The organism is Pseudomonas glycinis (assembly GCF_054871425.1).
In genome coordinates this window covers 1-15,837 of the sequence record NZ_JBTYHF010000005.1, presented here as the reverse complement: position 1 = coordinate 15,837, position 15,837 = coordinate 1, and the positions used below count along the sequence as shown (strand labels likewise).

Below are 15,837 nucleotides of genomic sequence, written 5' to 3'. Positions count from 1 at the left end.
GATCGGGATCGGTACGCCGAGGAAAAATAGCAGTAATGAGCGCATGGTGACTCTCCTTTTTAACGGACCGGAGTGGTAGTGGTGTAGGTGTCGACTTCAACGTACTCGACCGCATCGCGACGACGACCGCCGAAGGTGGCTGCGAGGCTGGCAAAGAACGCACCGGCCAGCAGCGCGACGAACATCCACAGCGAGGTGTAGGCAGCGACTTTCGCGGCGGTGTCGGCGGCTTGCTGGGCTTTCAGTTTCGCGTCAGCGATGGCTTTCTGGGTGTTGGCGTAGATTTCGTCGACACGACGTTCAGCATCGGCCTGGCTCAGGTTGGTACGTTGCGACACCAGTTGTGCGAGGTAGGTGCGGTCTTCGGCGCTGAGCTGACCGTTGGCCAGGCTCTGGGCGAAGATGCGGGTCACGGTGCCGCGTGCGGCGTCATCGCTGACGGCAGCCGGACGGTCGTCACGGAACAGACTGTCGACGAAGTAGCCGTACTGATCGCTATCAGTATTGGCTGCGGCAGAACCGGCGGCCTGGCTCATCGCACCGGCAGCACCGCCGACGACGTTAGCCCCAGCCTGCACACCGCCGCTTACGACGCTGCTGACCGAACCGACCACCAGCACAGCGGTGACCAGCGTGGCGACGCACCAGGCGAGGAAGCCGTGGGCGGTGTCACGGAAGTAGACTTCGTCACCGTGCATGTTCGCCCATTTCACCCGCAGACGACCGGCAATGTAGCCGCCCATGCCGGAAGCAATGATCTGCGTCACAGCCAGCCAGACAATCGTCGAAATACCCAGGCCCTTGGCGCTGACGCCCTCTCCGGCCCACGGTGAAACCGCCGAAAAGCCCAGACCGAAACCGAGCAGCACGAGAATCATCGACAGCGCAGCGGCCGCCGCAGCACCGGCGAAGATCGCGCCCCAGGACACGCCTGAGACGCTGCTCGACTCTTCCACGGCAGGATAATAGCCATCAGGGGATCTATTCATTGTTGTACTGCTCCAGGCATGAAAAATGGTGTTACAACTCGTCAGGTGAGGAATTGCAGTGACCGTGCCAGTTACAGAAAGTAAATAACCTGTTTATTTTCAACAGGTTATAAAGTTTGAACTTCGCTGATCCGTGCAATTTGCAATAAACGGTCAGCGCCTGCGGGTTTTCTGCATTGATGACTGACTGGCAAATCCGATCAGTTCCGCTTCACCGTCGCGACGAAGATGAAAGTTAATTTAAAGCGTCACGGTAAATTCTTGGCAAAATGCTGCCATTCCGTTTGAACCGATCAGCAGGCCTGCCTATGACTCGTATCTTGACCATCGAAGACGACGCCGTGACCGCGCGGGAAATCGTTGCCGAACTGAGCAGCCACGGGCTGGATGTCGACTGGGTCGACAATGGCCGCGAAGGCCTCGACCGCGCCGTGAGCGGCAACTACGACCTGATCACCCTCGACCGCATGCTGCCCGAGCTGGATGGTCTGGCCATCGTCACCACCCTGCGCACCATGGGCGTGGCGACGCCGATTCTGATGATCAGCGCCCTCTCCGATGTCGATGAGCGCGTGCGCGGTTTGCGTGCCGGTGGCGATGACTACCTGACCAAACCGTTCGCCACCGATGAAATGGCTGCGCGGGTCGAAGTGTTGCTGCGCCGGCAAAACAGCGTCGCCACCCAGGCCACGACATTGAACGTCGCCGACCTCGAACTCGACCTGATCAGCCATGAAGCCCGCCGCGCCGGACAGGTGCTGACGCTGCTGCCCACCGAATACAAACTGCTCGAGTTCCTGATGCGCAACAGCGGCCAGATTCTCTCGCGGATGATGATTTTCGAAGAGGTCTGGGGTTATCACTTCGACCCGGGCACCAACCTCATCGACGTGCATATCGGCCGGCTGCGCAAAAAGATCGACGCAGCCGGCAACGTTCCGCTGATCCGCACGGTACGGGGCTCCGGCTATGTCATTGCCGAACCCGTCTGACGGCTGGCGCTCGTCCAGCAGCCGCTTGCTGGCGCTGTACAGCTCGCTGTTCGTGGCCTGGAGCGCGATCCTCATGGGGGTCATGTACTACGAGGTATCCGGCTACCTCGACAAACTGGCCAAACATTCGTTGATGCAACGCCAGCATCTGTTCTCGCATTTTCGCGGCGAGCAACTCGAAGACGCCCTCGCGGCCAGCATGACCTTCGATATTCGTGGTATCGACGCCTATGGTCTGTTCAGCGCTGACGGCGTTTACCTGGGCGGCGCACTTCAGCAAATTCCCGAAGGACTGCCGCTCGATGGCAAGATCCATATGCTCGCCGAGTGCGCCGATTCCGATGACCCGACCCTGCCGAACGACAGCTGCGATGCTGTGGCGACCCAGACTCGCGACGGTCGCTGGCTGGTGCTGCTGCGTGACAATGGCTCGCTGTTCGCGGTGACGCGGATCATTTTGCACGCGTTGTTCTGGGGGGTTTCGCTGACGATTATTCCCGGGGTCGCCGGTTGGCATCTGCTGCGGCGTAGACCGTTGCAGCGCATCCGCGCGATTCAGAACAGCGCCCAGGCCATCGTTGCCGGCGACCTGACGCACCGCTTGCCGCTGTCCAATCGCCGCGATGAACTGGACATGCTCGCCGCCATCGTCAACGCCATGCTCGAGCGCATTGAGCGCTTGATGAACGAGGTCAAAGGTGTCTGCGACAACATCGCCCACGACTTGCGCACACCGCTGACCCGCCTGCGCGCGCAGTTGTATCGGATGCAGCAACAGGCGGGTGAAGGTTCGCAAGAAGCGGCGCAACTGGATCTGGTACTGGCTGAGGCGGACACGCTGATGGCGCGGTTTCGCGGACTGCTGCGGATTTCCGAACTGGAAGATCGCCAGCGCCGCTCAGGTTTCGTCGAACTTGATCCGGTGCGTTTGCTGGAGGAGTTGCACGAGTTCTATCTGCCGCTGGCCGAGGAAGGCGATCTGCGCTTTCAACTGAACATGCCGGAGACGCTGCCGCCGCTCAATGGCGACCGCGCGTTGCTGTTCGAAGCGTTGGCGAACCTGCTGAGCAACTCGATCAAATTCACCCCGCCCGGCGGCACGGTGATGTTGCGTGGGGTCAATGCTAATGGCCAGACGCGGATCGAGGTTCACGATTCAGGCCCGGGGATTCCCGAGGCTGAACGTGAGGCGGTGTTCCAGCGGTTTTACCGCACCGAGGGTGGCCAGCCGCAGAGTGGATTCGGTCTGGGGCTGTCGATTGTCGCGGCGATTGTCAGCTTGCACGGCTTCAGTCTTGAAGTCGGCAGCAGCGATCTGGGCGGGGCGAAACTGGTGCTGGATTGTCGGCAGAGTTTGATCAGTCAGGCCTGACGTCTCGCGCCAATCGTTCCCACGCTCCGCGTGGGAATGCCTCAAGGGACGCTCCGCGTTCCGGCTTTCGAAATGGGACGCAGAGCGTCCCGGGCTGCATTCCCACGCAGAGCGTGGGAACGATCTGCGTCTCAGGTTGGGTAATTCGCCCGCAAGGCTTCGAGCCCGCCCTGGTAGATGCCGTTGAACAACGCCACCACCTCTTCATCGCTCACGCCCACCGCATTAAATCGCCCCGACCACGTCACCCGCGCGCCCTGCCCTTGGGCTTCAACCTTGATCGTCGCGAGATAATCGCTGGCCGGGAACGGTGCCTGTTCAATCGAATAGCTGTAGGTTCGGGCGGCGTTATCGAAGGTCTGCAGACGTTCGACGACCACGCCGCCGTCAGCGGTTTGCAGGGTGCGTACGCGCCCGCCTTCGCTCAGTTCACTGTTGGTAATCAACGGCAGCCAGTCCGGCAGCGTGTTGAAGCCGCCGATCAATTGCCAGACCTGATCGGCCGCGGCCGGGATGTCGATGGTTGCAGATGCTGTTGGCATAAAACCTCTCTTTCGGAAAATTCAGATTGTCAGGCTGTCGACCACACCGCCATCGACGCGCAAGGCCGCGCCCGTGGTGGCCGAGGACAGCGGTGAAGCAATGTACGTGACCAGATGCGCCACTTCCGAAACATCCGCCACGCGCTGGATGATCGAAGTCGGACGGGCCTTGCGCACAAAGGCGTCGGCTTCGTCGCGCAGGTCGCGCCCGGATTCGGCGGCCGCGTCTCTGAGCATGTCCTGCAGGCCGTCGGTGAAAGTCGGTCCCGGCAGGATCGCATTGACCGTGACCCCGGTGCCAGCCAGACGTTTGGCCAAGCCGTGGGACACCGCGAGGTTGGCGCTTTTGGTCACGCCGTAATTGAGCATGTCCGCCGGCGTCGCCACCCCGGATTCCGATGACAGAAAGATCACCCGGCCCCAACCCTGCTCAACCATCGCCGGCACATAATGCCGCGCCAGGCGCACGCCGGAAATCACGTTGACTTCATAGAAGCGCGTCCACTCACTGTCGGGAGTCTCGAAGAAATCGACGTCGTTGAAGATGCCGAGGTTGTTGACCAGAATGTCCGCGCGCGGTTCGGCGGCGAACAGCTTTTCCGCGCCCTCGGCCGTGCCCAGATCGGCGCTCAGACCCCGCAACTGCGCGCTGGGCACCGCTTGGCGAATGCTCGCCAGCGCCTGCTCGACCTTGGCCGTGTCGCGACCGATGACCACCACCGTCGCCCCGGCTTCGGCCAACGACTGGCTGATGCCCAGACCGATGCCGCCGGTACTGCCGCTGACAATGGCCAGTTTTCCACTCAGATCGATCTTCATGCGTTTACCTCGTTAGCAAGGAGTTCCACCGCGCTCGACTTTGGCGACGATTTCACAAGCATGGATCAGCGTAGTTGTGATATTGCCGGCATGGTTGAGCTGCCGACCGGTGACGGGGATGTGGTTTGATCGACGATCCCCTGTGTCTGGCAGACCGTAGCCCCTCACCCTAGCCCTCTCCCGGGGGAGAGGGAACCTATCGAGTTGTGCTGAGTTTGCCCTCGACCTGAAAGACCATAGCGATTATGGATTCAGAGAAGACCTTTCACGTCGGCGTATTACCTGAATATCCCCCGGTCAGTCCCCTCTCCCCCGGGAGAGGGCTAGGGTGAGGGGCATTTAGGAACAGATCAGATTTCCGTCAGACGAAGCAGACCATCGGCGCCGACCCTGACGCCGATCGCATCGTAACTGGCCAACGTCGCATGCGCCGTTTCGATCGGGTGCTGGTGCGTGGTGGTGATGATCATCAGTGCAGCGCCCGCCGCTTCCGCAGCCTGAATACCAACCGTGGCGTCTTCAAAAATCAGACAGTCAGCCGGCTCGACTCCCAGCTTATTTGCAGCCAACAGATACCCCGCAGGATCAGGCTTGCCAGCCTTTACATCTTCCGCCGTGATCATTACCGCCGGCTCGGGGATACCCGCCGCCGCCATCCGCCGCAACGCCAGATCGCGAGGGGCCGACGTCACCATCGCCCAACGATTTTTCGGCAGCGCGTTGAGAAAGGCTGCCGCCGCAGGGATCTCGACAATGCCTTCAACGTCATTGATTTCCGCTGCGGTGATGAACGCCGCCTGTTCCTCAGCATCCAGCCCCGGCAGATTCAGCCGGGTGATGGTGTCGATCGCCCGCGCCCCATGGATGGTCGGCAGGAACGTCTCGACATCAACGCCATGGCGCACCGCCCACGCTGACCAGATGCGCTCGGCGGCGGCGATGGAGTTGAGGACGGTGCCGTCCATGTCGAACAGGAACGCGCCGAACGCGCGATCAAAAACCGATGCTTGTGCAGACAAGAGAGCAAATCCTCTGACAGTTGGCCGGGCAGCCTGGCCCGGCAATGTAGCACTTGTCAGTGCAACTGCGGCGCCTTGGATTTGAACGCGCTTTCCACACAATCGAGCAACTGTCCGATCGCCCACGGCTTCTTGATGAACGCCACCGAGTGCTTGACCCCGGAGGTCTCGGGCGTTTCATAGCCGGACATGACCATCACCGGTTTCTCCGGCCAGCGGTCGCCGAACAGATTGGCCAGGTCGGCACCGTTAAGCGTGCCGGGCATGGTGATGTCGGTCAGCAACAGCGCGACGTCCGCTGCGTGCTTTTCCAGATACAAGGATGCGGCGTCGGCGCTGGTTTGCGGTTCGACCTTGAACCCTTCCTCCTGGAGAATTTCGCAAAGGAACTCCAGAATCAACGGATCGTCCTCGACAACCAGAATCAACCCGCCAGGAAGGTGCGCGCTCGACGTAGGTGTAGGGCACATGAACAGCACTCCCCCGAATTACATTTTTGATAAGCGGTTTTGAATCCGCTGCTTATCAGGTATGAGCAGCGCGCCTTGTAGAAATTCACTTTTGATACAGCAGATTTCGCCAAGGTGTTGTTTTTCGAAGCGCAGCGCCCGTCGAAAACCTTCATTTGTGGTTAAAATGCCGGCCCTTTGAACGGCCGAACCGTAATCCATGAACCCTCAAGCCCTCGCTACCCTCCACGCTCATTTGCTACCCGCACTCGCGGCGGCGCCCAGCGAAACCCGTCGGTTGTTTCACGGGCGCGGACGCTGCTGGCCGGGGCTGGAGCAGTTGACCGTGGACTGGTTGCAGGGCGTGGTACTGGTGTCGCTGTTCAAGGAGCCGGCGCCTGAGCAACTGCAGGATCTGCGGGATTTACTGCTGCGACTCGCCGCCTCGGCCGAATGGCAGCAGTCCGGCGCGCACACTTTGCTGATCCAGCATCGTTATCTGCCGCAGAGCACGGCCGAATGGCTGATCGGTGAGGAAATCGAAGAAATGACCATCGTCGAGGGTGGCTTGCAGTACCGCGTCGACCTGGGGCGCAAGCAGAACACCGGGCTGTTTCTCGATATGCGTTACGGACGCAACTGGGTCCGTGAACAGGCAGCGGGCAAGCGGGTGTTGAACCTGTTCGCTTACACCTGCGGCTTTTCCGTAGCGGCAATCGAGGGTGGCGCCAGCCATGTGGTCAACCTGGATATGTCCCGCGCCGCGCTGAGCCGTGGACGCGACAATCACCGTTTGAACGGCCACGACCTGAGCAAGGTCAGCTTTCTCGGTCACGACCTGTTCAAATCCTGGGGCAAGGTGATCAACAGCGGCCCGTACGATCTGGTGATCATCGACCCGCCGTCGTTTCAGAAAGGCAGCTTTTTGCTGACCAAGGATTATCAACGGGTGTTGCGCCGCTTGCCGGAACTGCTCACCGCGCAAGGCACGGTGCTGGCGTGCATGAACGATCCGTCGTTCGGTTCCGACTTTCTGATTGATGGCGTGACCCAGGAAGCGCCGAGCCTGCGCTTCGAGCATCGGCTGGACAACCCGCCGGAGTTTCCCGATATCGATCCAGAGAGCGGCCTGAAAGCCCTGGTCTTCCAGCGCAGCCACTGACACAGCGTAAGTTCACCTGTGGGAGCGAGCCTGCTCGCGAAAGCGCAGTGTCAGATAACAATTTTGTTGACTGATACACCGCTTTCGCAAGCAGGCTCGCCCCCACACAAGTTCTGTGTTGATCAAAAAACCGTCGGCCGCAGCACCAATGCAAACAACTCACCATGCCCGGTGACGTTGAGCTTGTGATCACCGATCCCGAGGACTACGAAAAAGCCGAAGCATTGCTGCTCAAGCTGCGCCCGCACATCGCCTACTTCAACTCTTCGAAGTTCATCAGCGATCTGTCCAACGGCAATATCTGCGTGGCGGTTGGCTGGTCCGGGGCGATGCTCGAAGCCAAGACCAATGCCGAGCAGGCCAATAACGGCGTAAAGATCGCCTACAGCCTGCCCAAGGAAGGCGCGCCGGTGTGGTTCGACACTCTGGTGCTGCTCAAGGACGCCCCCAATCGCGCCCAAGGCCTGGCGTTTATCGATTACCTGCTGCGACCGGAAGTGATCGCGCCGGTCAGTGATCACTTGTCGTACCCGAATGGCAATCGCGCCGCGACAACGCTGGTGGCAGCAGCCACTCGCGACAACCCGGCGGTGTACCCGTCCCCTGCCGCCATGGCCACCCTCTACACCCTCGAACCCTTGCCCAAAGCCGCCGAACGCGTGCGTACGCGGGTGTGGAGCAAGGTCAAGAACGGCCAGTAACCCGCGCAAGAAATCTGCCTGCCTTATCCGAGCGGTAAGCCGCCTGACCTTTTCAATGAAGAGACTGAATCTTATGAATCCGCGTGCCCGTGATCTCGATATCCTGATTGGCCAGATGCAACCCGGCCCGCTCAACGCCATTACCGATGTGCCGGGGGTGCGCGTCGGTCACAGCAATGTACGCGGTCGCAGCAGCAGCGGCCGTGACATCTGCACCGGCGTCACGCTGATCGAGCCGCGCCCAGGCTCGACCAGCCAGCAACCGTGCTTTGCCGGCGTACATGTGCTCAATGGCAACGGTGATGCGACCGGCCTGGAATGGATTCGCGAGGCCGGTCTGCTGACCAGTCCGATTGCCTTTACCAACACCCACAGCCTCGGTGTGGTGCGTGATGCGCTGATTGTGCTGGACCGAGAGCAGCAGCCGGATGACGGGCGGCTTTACTGGAATATGCCGGTGGTGCTGGAGACCTTCGATGGACTGCTCAATGACATCAACGGCTTTCACGTCAAGCCCGAGCATGTCGCCGAGGCACTGAACGGCGCCGTGGATGGGCCGGTAGTCGAAGGTGCGGTCGGTGGTGGCAGCGGCATGATCTGCCATGAGTTCAAGGGTGGCATCGGCACCGCATCGCGACGTCTGAGTGCCGCCCAGGGAGGCTGGACCGTTGGCGCGATCGTGCAGGCCAACCACGGCATTCGCAGTGAATTACGCGTCGATGGTTACCCGGTCGGGCGCTATATGGAACAGAAGGATTCACCGTTCCTGCGGGCAGCGCTGCCGCACCCGGGCATGGGCTCGATCATCGTCTGCCTGGCGACTGATGCGCCGCTGCTGCCCCATCAATGCACGCGTCTGGCACAGCGTGCCAGCCTGGGCCTGGCGCGTACCGGCGGCGGTAACGAAGACCACAGCGGTGACATCTTCATTGCCTTCGCCACTGGCAATGATCACGTCCCGCCCGCCGCTTACGAGGCTAAACGCGCAGCCACCTGCGACGGTTTGCGCATGGTCAACAACGACCACATCAGCGAGCTGTTTCTGGCCGCGACCGAAGCCGTGGAAGAAGCGATCATCAATGCCCTGCTCGCCAGCGACAGCAGCGAGGGCAACGGCCATTCGGTGCCGGGCCTGGATGGGCAGACGCTTCTGGCGGCGCTGAAAAAATCCGGTTGGCCGGGATCGCGCCCGGCATGAACCGGCATTGTGCAAGGACGACTGGCGGTACTTGAGTCGTCCATTGCACGCTCCTAGGATGAAGCTACGCGGTGACTGGATTGATCCGGCGCTGCGTAGGCGTGGGTGTTCTGAACCCCAATCAAGCCCACGCTTTGCTTCACACGCCTCTTGAGCCTCACGGGCTCTACTTCCTCCCCATCAAAGAGCTTTGAGGCTCTTTTTTTGTCTGCGTATTTCAGTTCTCGGCGAGACCTTCGGCGCGTATCGAACGCCACGCCGCTTGCGCGAGCACTTCGCGATAGGCGCTCGGGCTGCCTTTCACTCGCCCTGCCAGCCAGGCTCGGCAGTAGCTGTCCGCTTGGCCAATGATCAGCGATGGCAGCAGCTCGGCAGGCAAATCCTGCAGTTCGGCGGCGCGACCCGATTGCGTCAGCCATTGGCGCAGACGCAGGTTGCGCGTCTTGTTGCGCTCGGCCAGCTCGTCCTTGAACGGGCCTTTGGTCACGGCGAACCGCGCGTGGTACTGGAATCGCGCCCACTGCGGCTGTTGCTCGACCCAGTCGACATAGCTGAAGACCAGCGCCTGCACGCCTTCTTCAGTGGTATTGGCCGCGTCCAGATACGCATCACGCAAACGCGCCTGATCCTCCAGCGCGGTGAAAAACAGCGCCGCGACCAGCCCTTCCTTGTTGCCGAAATGGTGGTAGATCGCGCCGACGCTGGTGTCGCACTCGGCACGGATCATTTCGATGGTGGTGGCTTCGATCCCCTGTTCATTGAACAGGCTCAGGGCCTTGCGAAAGATATCGCGTTTGAGTTCGGCGCGGCGGCCGGGGTAGCTGCGTTCCAGTAAATCGGCGGTGTCCATGCTGCTCGGGTCCAAAAACGGAGGTTGATAAAGGCGTCACGTGCCCGTGAACAAATCGCGCCTAGGTTGACAGATTTACCGTGAACAGAATACCGTTCCGTTACAGAACATTATTCTGTAACGGAACATAATTCTGCAAACTACCCAGCGAGGCTTCCCATGAGTCAATCTCTCAGTATGTTCAACAGCGTCGGCCCGGATGCATTCAGCAAAATGGCCTGCCAGTTCGCCCCGTATTTCAGCAGCATCAATCCGCTGATTTTCGAGTTGCGCCCGAATGCCGCCACCGTGCACGTGCCGTTTCGCAAGGAAATCACCAACCACCTCGGCACGGTGCACGCGATCGCCATGTGCAACGCGGCAGAACTGGCCGGCGGAATGATGACCGACGTGTCGATCCCGGCCGGCGCGCGCTGGATTCCCAAAGGCATGACCGTGGAATATCTGGCCAAGGCGAAAACCGACGTCACCGCCGTGGCCAGCGCTGAAGGTGTGGATTGGCAAAGTGATGGCGACAAGGTAGTCAACGTCGACATTCACGATTGCGAGGGTAAAAAAGTCTTCACCGCGCGTATCACCATGAACGTCAAGCTCGGTTGAGAAGCAGATACAAAAAAGCCCTTGCCGCGGGATGCGCAGCAAGGGCTTTTGATTGGCCGACGATCAGTGCAGGGTCAGGCGCTGACGGACAAATTCTTCTACGTGGCGGCTGGTCTGGTCCAGATGGCGGTCGCGTTGTTTTTCCGCATCGAGCATCGCGCGCTTGCCGTTCTTCTGCAGCAGATAGGTGTGAATCTGCTGCACTTCCAGCGAGCGATAGATCGGCGTGGTGTCGATGAACCCGCGCAGGCCGTTGCTGCGGTAATGCCGCGTGCTCATCAGCACCTGGGTTTCGCGCTGGCCGATCACTTCAAAACCCAGTGCCTCGAAATACGGGACCTTGCCAATGCTGCAGGCCAGTTCCGCATGCGGATAGCGCCCGACCATGTCCGCGAGCATCGCCCGCGCCACACCTTGGCGCCGATGGCCTTCACGCACCGCCATGTACGCGACGCTGCACGCCTCCCAATCGCCCTGCACCGGCAGACAGATGAGAAATCCGATGACTTGCTCTGGATCCTCATCGTCAGTGGCCACCAGCAATTCCACCTCGGTGCCCTTCTGGCCGTTCAACGCCTCGAGGTACAGGTGCACCTCGTAACCCACCGCGTACTGATAAACGTTGTACAGCAGATTGCTCGGGCCGAGGCCGACAGCACTGATGTCGGTCAGGTAATCGACGACCATTTGCAGAATCTGGCTGTTGACGTTTTCCGGGCATGGGGAGGTGTAGTGGGTGATGCGTGGCATGGGCAAACTCCGGCGATAAAAAACGTTGCCGATGATCAGAGCCGTCGACGAACCGCGACATCATACCGTGCCGGATCTATTGAACCGTCACTGTTGTGGCGCCACCACCCTGAATTTGATGTTGATGTCCCTCGACACCACGCTGTCAGCCCACTCCCCTGCGCCGAGGCTGAACTCCTCTCGATTGAGCACCAGCTCACCGTCGAAGATGCCGATGGCGTTGTCCGGTTTCAACTCCACCGGCACCTCGACCTCGCGAGTGATGCCCTTGAGCGTGAGCTGACCGGCGACTTGGTAACGATGCTCGGCCACCTGGGTGAAACGGCGGGACTCGAATACCGCGAGCGGGAATTTTTCAGTATCGAACCAGGCGGGTTTCACCAGCTCGGTATTGGCATCTTCGCTGCCGGCGTCAATGCTGCTCAGGTCGATATGCAAGGTGGTACGGGCGTTGGAAAGGTTGTTGGTATCTAAATCCAGAGCCGCCTCGAACCTGCCGAAGGTGCCGTACATTCGCGAGCCCATCTGGTTGTAGGTGAAACTGATCTGGCTGGCACTGGTGTTGACCCGGTTGTATTCAGCCGCCTGCGCACCGGCCATGACGCACGATGTAAACGCGGCAACCAGCAGCAATCGCAACGTCATGGAATTCTCCGGGCGGCGTGTCGTCGAGGGCCTTGGTTGACTTAAGCAAACAGCCGAGCGTTATGCCAGTTCACGCTCACCCACAGGGGATAAAATTTTCTCGGCGCTACCCGGTTGAACCAGCCTTTCCTTCGCCCTGCCGCGCAGGTGGTGACGCAACTTCAGCGCCGGACGCTCGACGCAGTAATACGTCAGGCCACTGCAGAAAAATGACAACGCCAGCACCGCTCCGACAACGTTGGCGTCATACGCGACGGGCCAAAAACCTCGCAATAGATACATCACCACAAAGTGGTTGAGAAACACGCCATAACTGATGTTGCCCAGGAACTCGTCCATCCGATGGAATTTCAGTTTGGTCAACAGGTAGACCAAAGGAATGCCCACGGCGATACCGAGAGTGACTTCGGCATTGAACGGACGACGCTCGATCCACCCGACCATGATCGCCACAAACATCAGTCCCGCCGCAACGGCTGTGCCGGTGACAACGATCATTGCTCTGAGATTGCGTTGGTACAGATAGCAGCCGCACAGGAAGATGAACAACACTCCCGGCAGCAAACGATATCCATAGATATCGGTATTGATAAAGCCAAGGCACGCCAGCAGAAAAATCCCGACCGATACCGCAAAGGCGACACCCTGCGCTTTGAAAATCAGCAGAAACGGGATCAGCAGATAAAAACTCATTTCCAGCCCCAGCGACCAGCCCGGTGGCAGGATCTCGGTCCCGCCGACGCCGAACATGTAATAGCCAAGCGGTAGCATGAGCAAACTGGTGGATAGGGTTTTCCATGTCAGCTCAGCCGCTTGGGGCGTACCGGGCAACAGAAAATGAATAACCAGACACGAGGCGACGAAGTAGACCAGAAATTGCGGATACAACCTCAGAGCCCTGTCGATATAGAACAGACCGATCTTCCTCGGCTCACGGTAGTTTCGCTCGATGAGCGAAGCCATGACGAATCCACTGATGATAAGAAACGAGATAACGGCGATCACACCAGGATTCAGTCCGGCGAACTTTTTGCCCATATGAGATACAGCGACCAACACCGCCAACAGCAGTCGAAAAGCTCCCACTTGAACCCTCGTCATTCCCTTATTGTTGTGGGCGCATACGCTACGATGCTTTCGTCTCGGGGGACAGAGAAATGTTTGTCCGCCGTGCCTAAATCAACCGCTCGATCTTCTGGTGCTTCCAGACCAGTTTGTAATAGAGCGTCTGCAGTATCAGCATCCCCAAATAGGCAACCGGGAACGCCATCCACACACCCTGCAAACCGAACTGCCCGTCGAGCCAGTAAGCCGCCGGCAACTGCACGCCGACCACACAGATAATCGAAATGACCACCGGCACCAGGACAGTGCCGCTGGCGCGCATGATCCCGCCGATGATGGCCTGGAAACCGAATACCAACAGGCTCCAGAGCATGATATGCAGCAGGTGCTCGGCCATCGCCCGGGTCGAGTCCTCGGTGAGGAACAGGCCCAGCAACCAGTGCGATAACAGATAACCCAGCACAATCAGGCCACCGGTCAGGCACACATTGATCAACAGCCCGGTGCGCAGGATCGGACCCATGCGTTGCAGATGCCCGGCGCCGATTGCCTGGGCACCAAGGATCGATGCGGTGATTGCAATCGACAGCGCCGGAAACTGCACATAGTTGACGATCTGCGTTACTGCGCCATACGCCGCTGTCGCTTGCGAGCCGTGCTGATTGACCAGTGCCAGGATCACCAGCTCCGATAACGACAGGACGATCATCTGTACCCCGGTGGGCAGGCCGATGCGCAGGACCTTGCCGAGAATGGCCCGATCCAATCGCAGCGCGGCGAAGAACTCTCGATCCGGCGCTAGCGGATGGCCCTTGCGAATCAGCCGCCAGGCCAGCCACGCCATTGCCGACAGATTCCCCGCCAGCCCGGCATACGCCGCGCTCTGAATGCCCAATGGCGGCAAACCCAGCCAGCCGCGAATCAGCGCTGGCGTCAGCGCCAGCCCCACGGCGGTGGAGACGATCAGCGCGAGCAGTGGCGACAGCGTATCGCTGACACCGCGCAACAACTGGGTAAACAGGACGAATACCAGCAACGACGGCAGGATCCACAACATGACGCGGGCATAGTCCACCGCGTCATCGAGTACATCCGCCGGCGTGCCCAACCCCGTCAGTGCCTGTCGCGCAAACACCGTGCCCAGCACCGCCGCGACCAAACCGATCAACACACCCAGCAGCAACGTCGCTCCGGCAATCGCTTTGACCATATGCGTTTCGCGCGCGCCCCACGCCTGACCGATCAACACGCCCGCGCCAGCGCCGAGGCCGATGACCAGGGCGATGAAAAAGAATACGACAGGAAACATGCCGGATACGGCCGCAAGCGCTTGGGTGCCGAGCATCTGACCGATGTAGATGCTGTTGACCGTCCCGGACATCGATTGCAGGAAGTTCGACAGCACCATCGGCGCGAGAAACAGCAGATAGGTTTGCCAGAGCGGTTTGGCGAAGGTGGCGCTATGCATTGAATGGAGGTCCATCTCGACGGCGGCAGGCCTGATTGACGATAGCTTCGGTGAGTTGCGTGCAGCGTGCAATCAACATTTCCAGACGGTGTTGATTGTCTGTTTTGCATTTGTGTAAATGCCGTGCATCGCTTTGTGTCAGTGTTGCGGCTGTGGTAAATCAGCGACTCTGTCGACACGTACTATTGAGGCTCGGTTCATGCGTAACGTTGCAAATTTTCTGCTTGGCTCCCTCCTCGCTCTGTCGGCCGCCTACACTCAGGCAGCCGCACCCGCAGCGGCGCCTGCTTCGTTGAAACCGCTACTGGCCACTTTGAATGAACGCCTGAGCATCGGTGATCTGGTTGCGTTGACCAAATGGGACAGCGGCAAGCCTATTCAGGACAGCCCGCGCGAGGCGCAGGTCATCGCCAATGCCCGAACTCTGGCCACCGAACACAAACTCGATCCGGACGACGTCGCGCAACTGATCGCCGCACAGATGGAAGCGAACAAACTGGTGCAATACGGTCTGCTCGCGCAATGGCAAGCGGCAGGTGCTGCACCGGACACACCGCGTCCGGATCTGGGCAAACAGATCCGCCCGCGCCTGGATGAACTGCAAAAGCGCTTGTTGCAGCAGTACGCCGCCTTCGCGCCCTATCGCCAGGATCCGAATTGCCCGGCATGGCTGGCCGATGTCCGCAACGGTCTGGCCGCCGATTTGCTGCACGACCTGGCGCTGATTCGTGCCAGCGGCGAGTTGTGCATTCGGGCGAAAGCGCTCTGAATCAACGCTCCTGGCAAACATCATCGGCGTCGATGTTCACCATCACGTCAATGAAGTTCTCATAAAAACTGCGCGGCGTAACATCGGCTCCAGACAAACAAACAACTTTCTGGAGCACACGATCATGAAACGCCAAACCCTTCTCGGCATCGCTTTCTCGGTTTTCGCAGTTAACGCTTTTGCAGTAACGCCTGCTCACACCCTGGTCGCTGAAGGCGGCTCGGACAAGCTGATCGAAAGCCGTCTGGCTGAAGGTGGTTCGGATCGTCTGCTCGAACGCCGCGTTGCTGAAGGTGGTTCGGATCGTCTGCTCGAACGCCGCGTTGCTGAAGGTGGTTCGGATCGTCTGCTCGAACGTCGCGTTGCTGAAGGTGGCTCTGATCGTCTGATCGAACGTCGCGTTGCTGAAGGTGGCTCTGATCGTCTGATCGAACGCCGCGTCGCTGA

Annotated in this window: 18 protein-coding genes and 1 pseudogene; 8 read left to right on the top strand and 11 right to left on the bottom strand. The window is 59.9% G+C overall.

What is annotated here, in order from left to right:
* Positions 1 to 59: 59 nt before the first annotated feature.
* Positions 60 to 989, bottom strand: coding sequence for a hypothetical protein (locus tag ACYSTU_RS13125; protein WP_016775227.1), 930 nt, complete (start codon positions 987 to 989; stop codon positions 60 to 62).
* Positions 990 to 1,297: 308 nt separating this feature from the next.
* Here ACYSTU_RS13125 and ACYSTU_RS13120 point away from each other — a divergent pair, with 308 nt between their 5' ends.
* Together ACYSTU_RS13120 and ACYSTU_RS13115 are read left to right on the top strand one after the other, a co-directional pair.
* Positions 1,298 to 1,981: a response regulator transcription factor gene (locus ACYSTU_RS13120; protein ID WP_016775228.1), complete on the top strand. Its 684-nt coding sequence runs from the start codon at positions 1,298 to 1,300 to the stop codon at positions 1,979 to 1,981.
* Entirely contained in the window at positions 1,959 to 3,353 is a 1,395-nt protein-coding gene (locus ACYSTU_RS13115) for a sensor histidine kinase (protein WP_110600882.1), read from the top strand. Before ACYSTU_RS13120 ends, ACYSTU_RS13115 begins: the two co-directional genes overlap by 23 nt.
* 131 nt (positions 3,354 to 3,484) lie before the next feature.
* Here ACYSTU_RS13115 and ACYSTU_RS13110 read toward each other — a convergent pair whose 3' ends face one another.
* The 5 genes from ACYSTU_RS13110 to ACYSTU_RS13090 form a co-directional block, all read right to left on the bottom strand.
* Positions 3,485 to 3,895 carry an SRPBCC family protein gene (locus tag ACYSTU_RS13110; RefSeq protein WP_123442154.1) on the bottom strand — a complete coding sequence of 137 codons (411 nt, stop codon included), beginning with the start codon at positions 3,893 to 3,895 and terminating at the stop codon, positions 3,485 to 3,487.
* Positions 3,896 to 3,916: 21 nt separating this feature from the next.
* Entirely contained in the window at positions 3,917 to 4,714 is a 798-nt protein-coding gene (locus tag ACYSTU_RS13105) for an SDR family NAD(P)-dependent oxidoreductase (protein ID WP_110600877.1), read from the bottom strand.
* A 350-nt stretch (positions 4,715 to 5,064) separates the two neighbouring features.
* Positions 5,065 to 5,733, bottom strand: a complete 669-nt coding sequence (locus tag ACYSTU_RS13100; RefSeq protein ID WP_498999144.1) for an HAD-IA family hydrolase — start codon at positions 5,731 to 5,733, stop codon at positions 5,065 to 5,067.
* 56 nt (positions 5,734 to 5,789) lie between these two features.
* Complete coding sequence (locus tag ACYSTU_RS13095) at positions 5,790 to 6,203, bottom strand: response regulator (protein WP_016775233.1); 414 nt, start codon at positions 6,201 to 6,203, stop codon at positions 5,790 to 5,792.
* 18 nt (positions 6,204 to 6,221) lie between these two features.
* Positions 6,222 to 6,404 (bottom strand): hypothetical protein, encoded by a 183-nt coding sequence (locus ACYSTU_RS13090; protein ID WP_122508048.1) that lies wholly within the window; start codon positions 6,402 to 6,404, stop codon positions 6,222 to 6,224.
* On the opposite strand from ACYSTU_RS13090, the gene ACYSTU_RS13085 reads away from it, so the two are divergent.
* From ACYSTU_RS13085 to ACYSTU_RS13075, 3 genes and pseudogenes are all read left to right on the top strand, one after another.
* Positions 6,403 to 7,344, top strand: coding sequence for a class I SAM-dependent methyltransferase (locus ACYSTU_RS13085; RefSeq protein WP_498999139.1), 942 nt, complete (start codon positions 6,403 to 6,405; stop codon positions 7,342 to 7,344). The two genes, ACYSTU_RS13090 and ACYSTU_RS13085, sit on opposite strands and share 2 nt — an antisense overlap.
* A gap of 191 nt (positions 7,345 to 7,535) precedes the next feature.
* Positions 7,536 to 8,045 (top strand): annotated as a pseudogene (locus ACYSTU_RS13080) (extracellular solute-binding protein); the annotation flags it as partial.
* 73 nt (positions 8,046 to 8,118) lie between these two features.
* The gene (locus ACYSTU_RS13075) at positions 8,119 to 9,243 is read left to right on the top strand and encodes a DmpA family aminopeptidase (RefSeq protein WP_498999136.1); all 1,125 of its coding nucleotides are present in this window, start codon (positions 8,119 to 8,121) and stop codon (positions 9,241 to 9,243) included.
* A 217-nt stretch (positions 9,244 to 9,460) separates the two neighbouring features.
* Here ACYSTU_RS13075 and ACYSTU_RS13070 read toward each other — a convergent pair whose 3' ends face one another.
* Positions 9,461 to 10,093: a TetR/AcrR family transcriptional regulator gene (locus ACYSTU_RS13070; protein ID WP_024013378.1), complete on the bottom strand. Its 633-nt coding sequence runs from the start codon at positions 10,091 to 10,093 to the stop codon at positions 9,461 to 9,463.
* 159 nt (positions 10,094 to 10,252) lie between these two features.
* On the opposite strand from ACYSTU_RS13070, the gene ACYSTU_RS13065 reads away from it, so the two are divergent.
* Complete coding sequence (locus ACYSTU_RS13065) at positions 10,253 to 10,693, top strand: hotdog fold domain-containing protein (RefSeq protein WP_498999131.1); 441 nt, start codon at positions 10,253 to 10,255, stop codon at positions 10,691 to 10,693.
* 63 nt (positions 10,694 to 10,756) lie between these two features.
* Here the strand turns inward: ACYSTU_RS13065 and ACYSTU_RS13060 are convergent, their stop codons facing one another.
* From ACYSTU_RS13060 to ACYSTU_RS13045, 4 genes are all read right to left on the bottom strand, one after another.
* Entirely contained in the window at positions 10,757 to 11,443 is a 687-nt protein-coding gene (locus ACYSTU_RS13060; protein WP_125927896.1) for a GNAT family N-acetyltransferase, read from the bottom strand.
* Between the two features lie 87 nt (positions 11,444 to 11,530).
* Positions 11,531 to 12,088 carry a YceI family protein gene (locus ACYSTU_RS13055; RefSeq protein WP_498999127.1) on the bottom strand — a complete coding sequence of 186 codons (558 nt, stop codon included), beginning with the start codon at positions 12,086 to 12,088 and terminating at the stop codon, positions 11,531 to 11,533.
* Between the two features lie 60 nt (positions 12,089 to 12,148).
* Positions 12,149 to 13,174, bottom strand: a complete 1,026-nt coding sequence (locus ACYSTU_RS13050) for an acyltransferase family protein (protein WP_051600475.1) — start codon at positions 13,172 to 13,174, stop codon at positions 12,149 to 12,151.
* 88 nt (positions 13,175 to 13,262) lie between these two features.
* A complete protein-coding gene (locus ACYSTU_RS13045; RefSeq protein ID WP_130927307.1) occupies positions 13,263 to 14,621 on the bottom strand; it encodes an MATE family efflux transporter in 1,359 nt (452 codons plus the stop codon).
* A gap of 199 nt (positions 14,622 to 14,820) precedes the next feature.
* On the opposite strand from ACYSTU_RS13045, the gene ACYSTU_RS13040 reads away from it, so the two are divergent.
* A complete protein-coding gene (locus ACYSTU_RS13040) occupies positions 14,821 to 15,390 on the top strand; it encodes a chorismate mutase (RefSeq protein WP_498999123.1) in 570 nt (189 codons plus the stop codon).
* A gap of 124 nt (positions 15,391 to 15,514) precedes the next feature.
* Positions 15,515 to 15,837: hypothetical protein (locus ACYSTU_RS13035; RefSeq protein ID WP_498999120.1), on the top strand; the 323-nt coding region annotated here is incomplete at its 3' end.

Bases quoted from the DNA above. Each gene is read 5' to 3' on its own strand.
- ACYSTU_RS13125 (WP_016775227.1), bottom strand. From the start codon at position 989: ATGAATAGATCCCCTGATGGCTATTATCCTGCCGTGGAAGAGTCGAGC.
- ACYSTU_RS13045 (WP_130927307.1), bottom strand. From the start codon at position 14,621: ATGCATAGCGCCACCTTCGCCAAACCGCTCTGGCAAACCTATCTGCTG.
- ACYSTU_RS13105 (WP_110600877.1), bottom strand. From the start codon at position 4,714: ATGAAGATCGATCTGAGTGGAAAACTGGCCATTGTCAGCGGCAGTACC.
- ACYSTU_RS13065 (WP_498999131.1), top strand. From the start codon at position 10,253: ATGAGTCAATCTCTCAGTATGTTCAACAGCGTCGGCCCGGATGCATTC.
- ACYSTU_RS13085 (WP_498999139.1), top strand. From the start codon at position 6,403: ATGAACCCTCAAGCCCTCGCTACCCTCCACGCTCATTTGCTACCCGCA.
- ACYSTU_RS13055 (WP_498999127.1), bottom strand. From the start codon at position 12,088: ATGACGTTGCGATTGCTGCTGGTTGCCGCGTTTACATCGTGCGTCATG.
- ACYSTU_RS13120 (WP_016775228.1), top strand. From the start codon at position 1,298: ATGACTCGTATCTTGACCATCGAAGACGACGCCGTGACCGCGCGGGAA.
- ACYSTU_RS13075 (WP_498999136.1), top strand. From the start codon at position 8,119: ATGAATCCGCGTGCCCGTGATCTCGATATCCTGATTGGCCAGATGCAA.
- ACYSTU_RS13040 (WP_498999123.1), top strand. From the start codon at position 14,821: ATGCGTAACGTTGCAAATTTTCTGCTTGGCTCCCTCCTCGCTCTGTCG.
- ACYSTU_RS13115 (WP_110600882.1), top strand. From the start codon at position 1,959: ATGTCATTGCCGAACCCGTCTGACGGCTGGCGCTCGTCCAGCAGCCGC.
- ACYSTU_RS13070 (WP_024013378.1), bottom strand. From the start codon at position 10,093: ATGGACACCGCCGATTTACTGGAACGCAGCTACCCCGGCCGCCGCGCC.
- ACYSTU_RS13090 (WP_122508048.1), bottom strand. From the start codon at position 6,404: ATGGATTACGGTTCGGCCGTTCAAAGGGCCGGCATTTTAACCACAAAT.
- ACYSTU_RS13095 (WP_016775233.1), bottom strand. From the start codon at position 6,203: ATGTGCCCTACACCTACGTCGAGCGCGCACCTTCCTGGCGGGTTGATT.
- ACYSTU_RS13110 (WP_123442154.1), bottom strand. From the start codon at position 3,895: ATGCCAACAGCATCTGCAACCATCGACATCCCGGCCGCGGCCGATCAG.
- ACYSTU_RS13060 (WP_125927896.1), bottom strand. From the start codon at position 11,443: ATGCCACGCATCACCCACTACACCTCCCCATGCCCGGAAAACGTCAAC.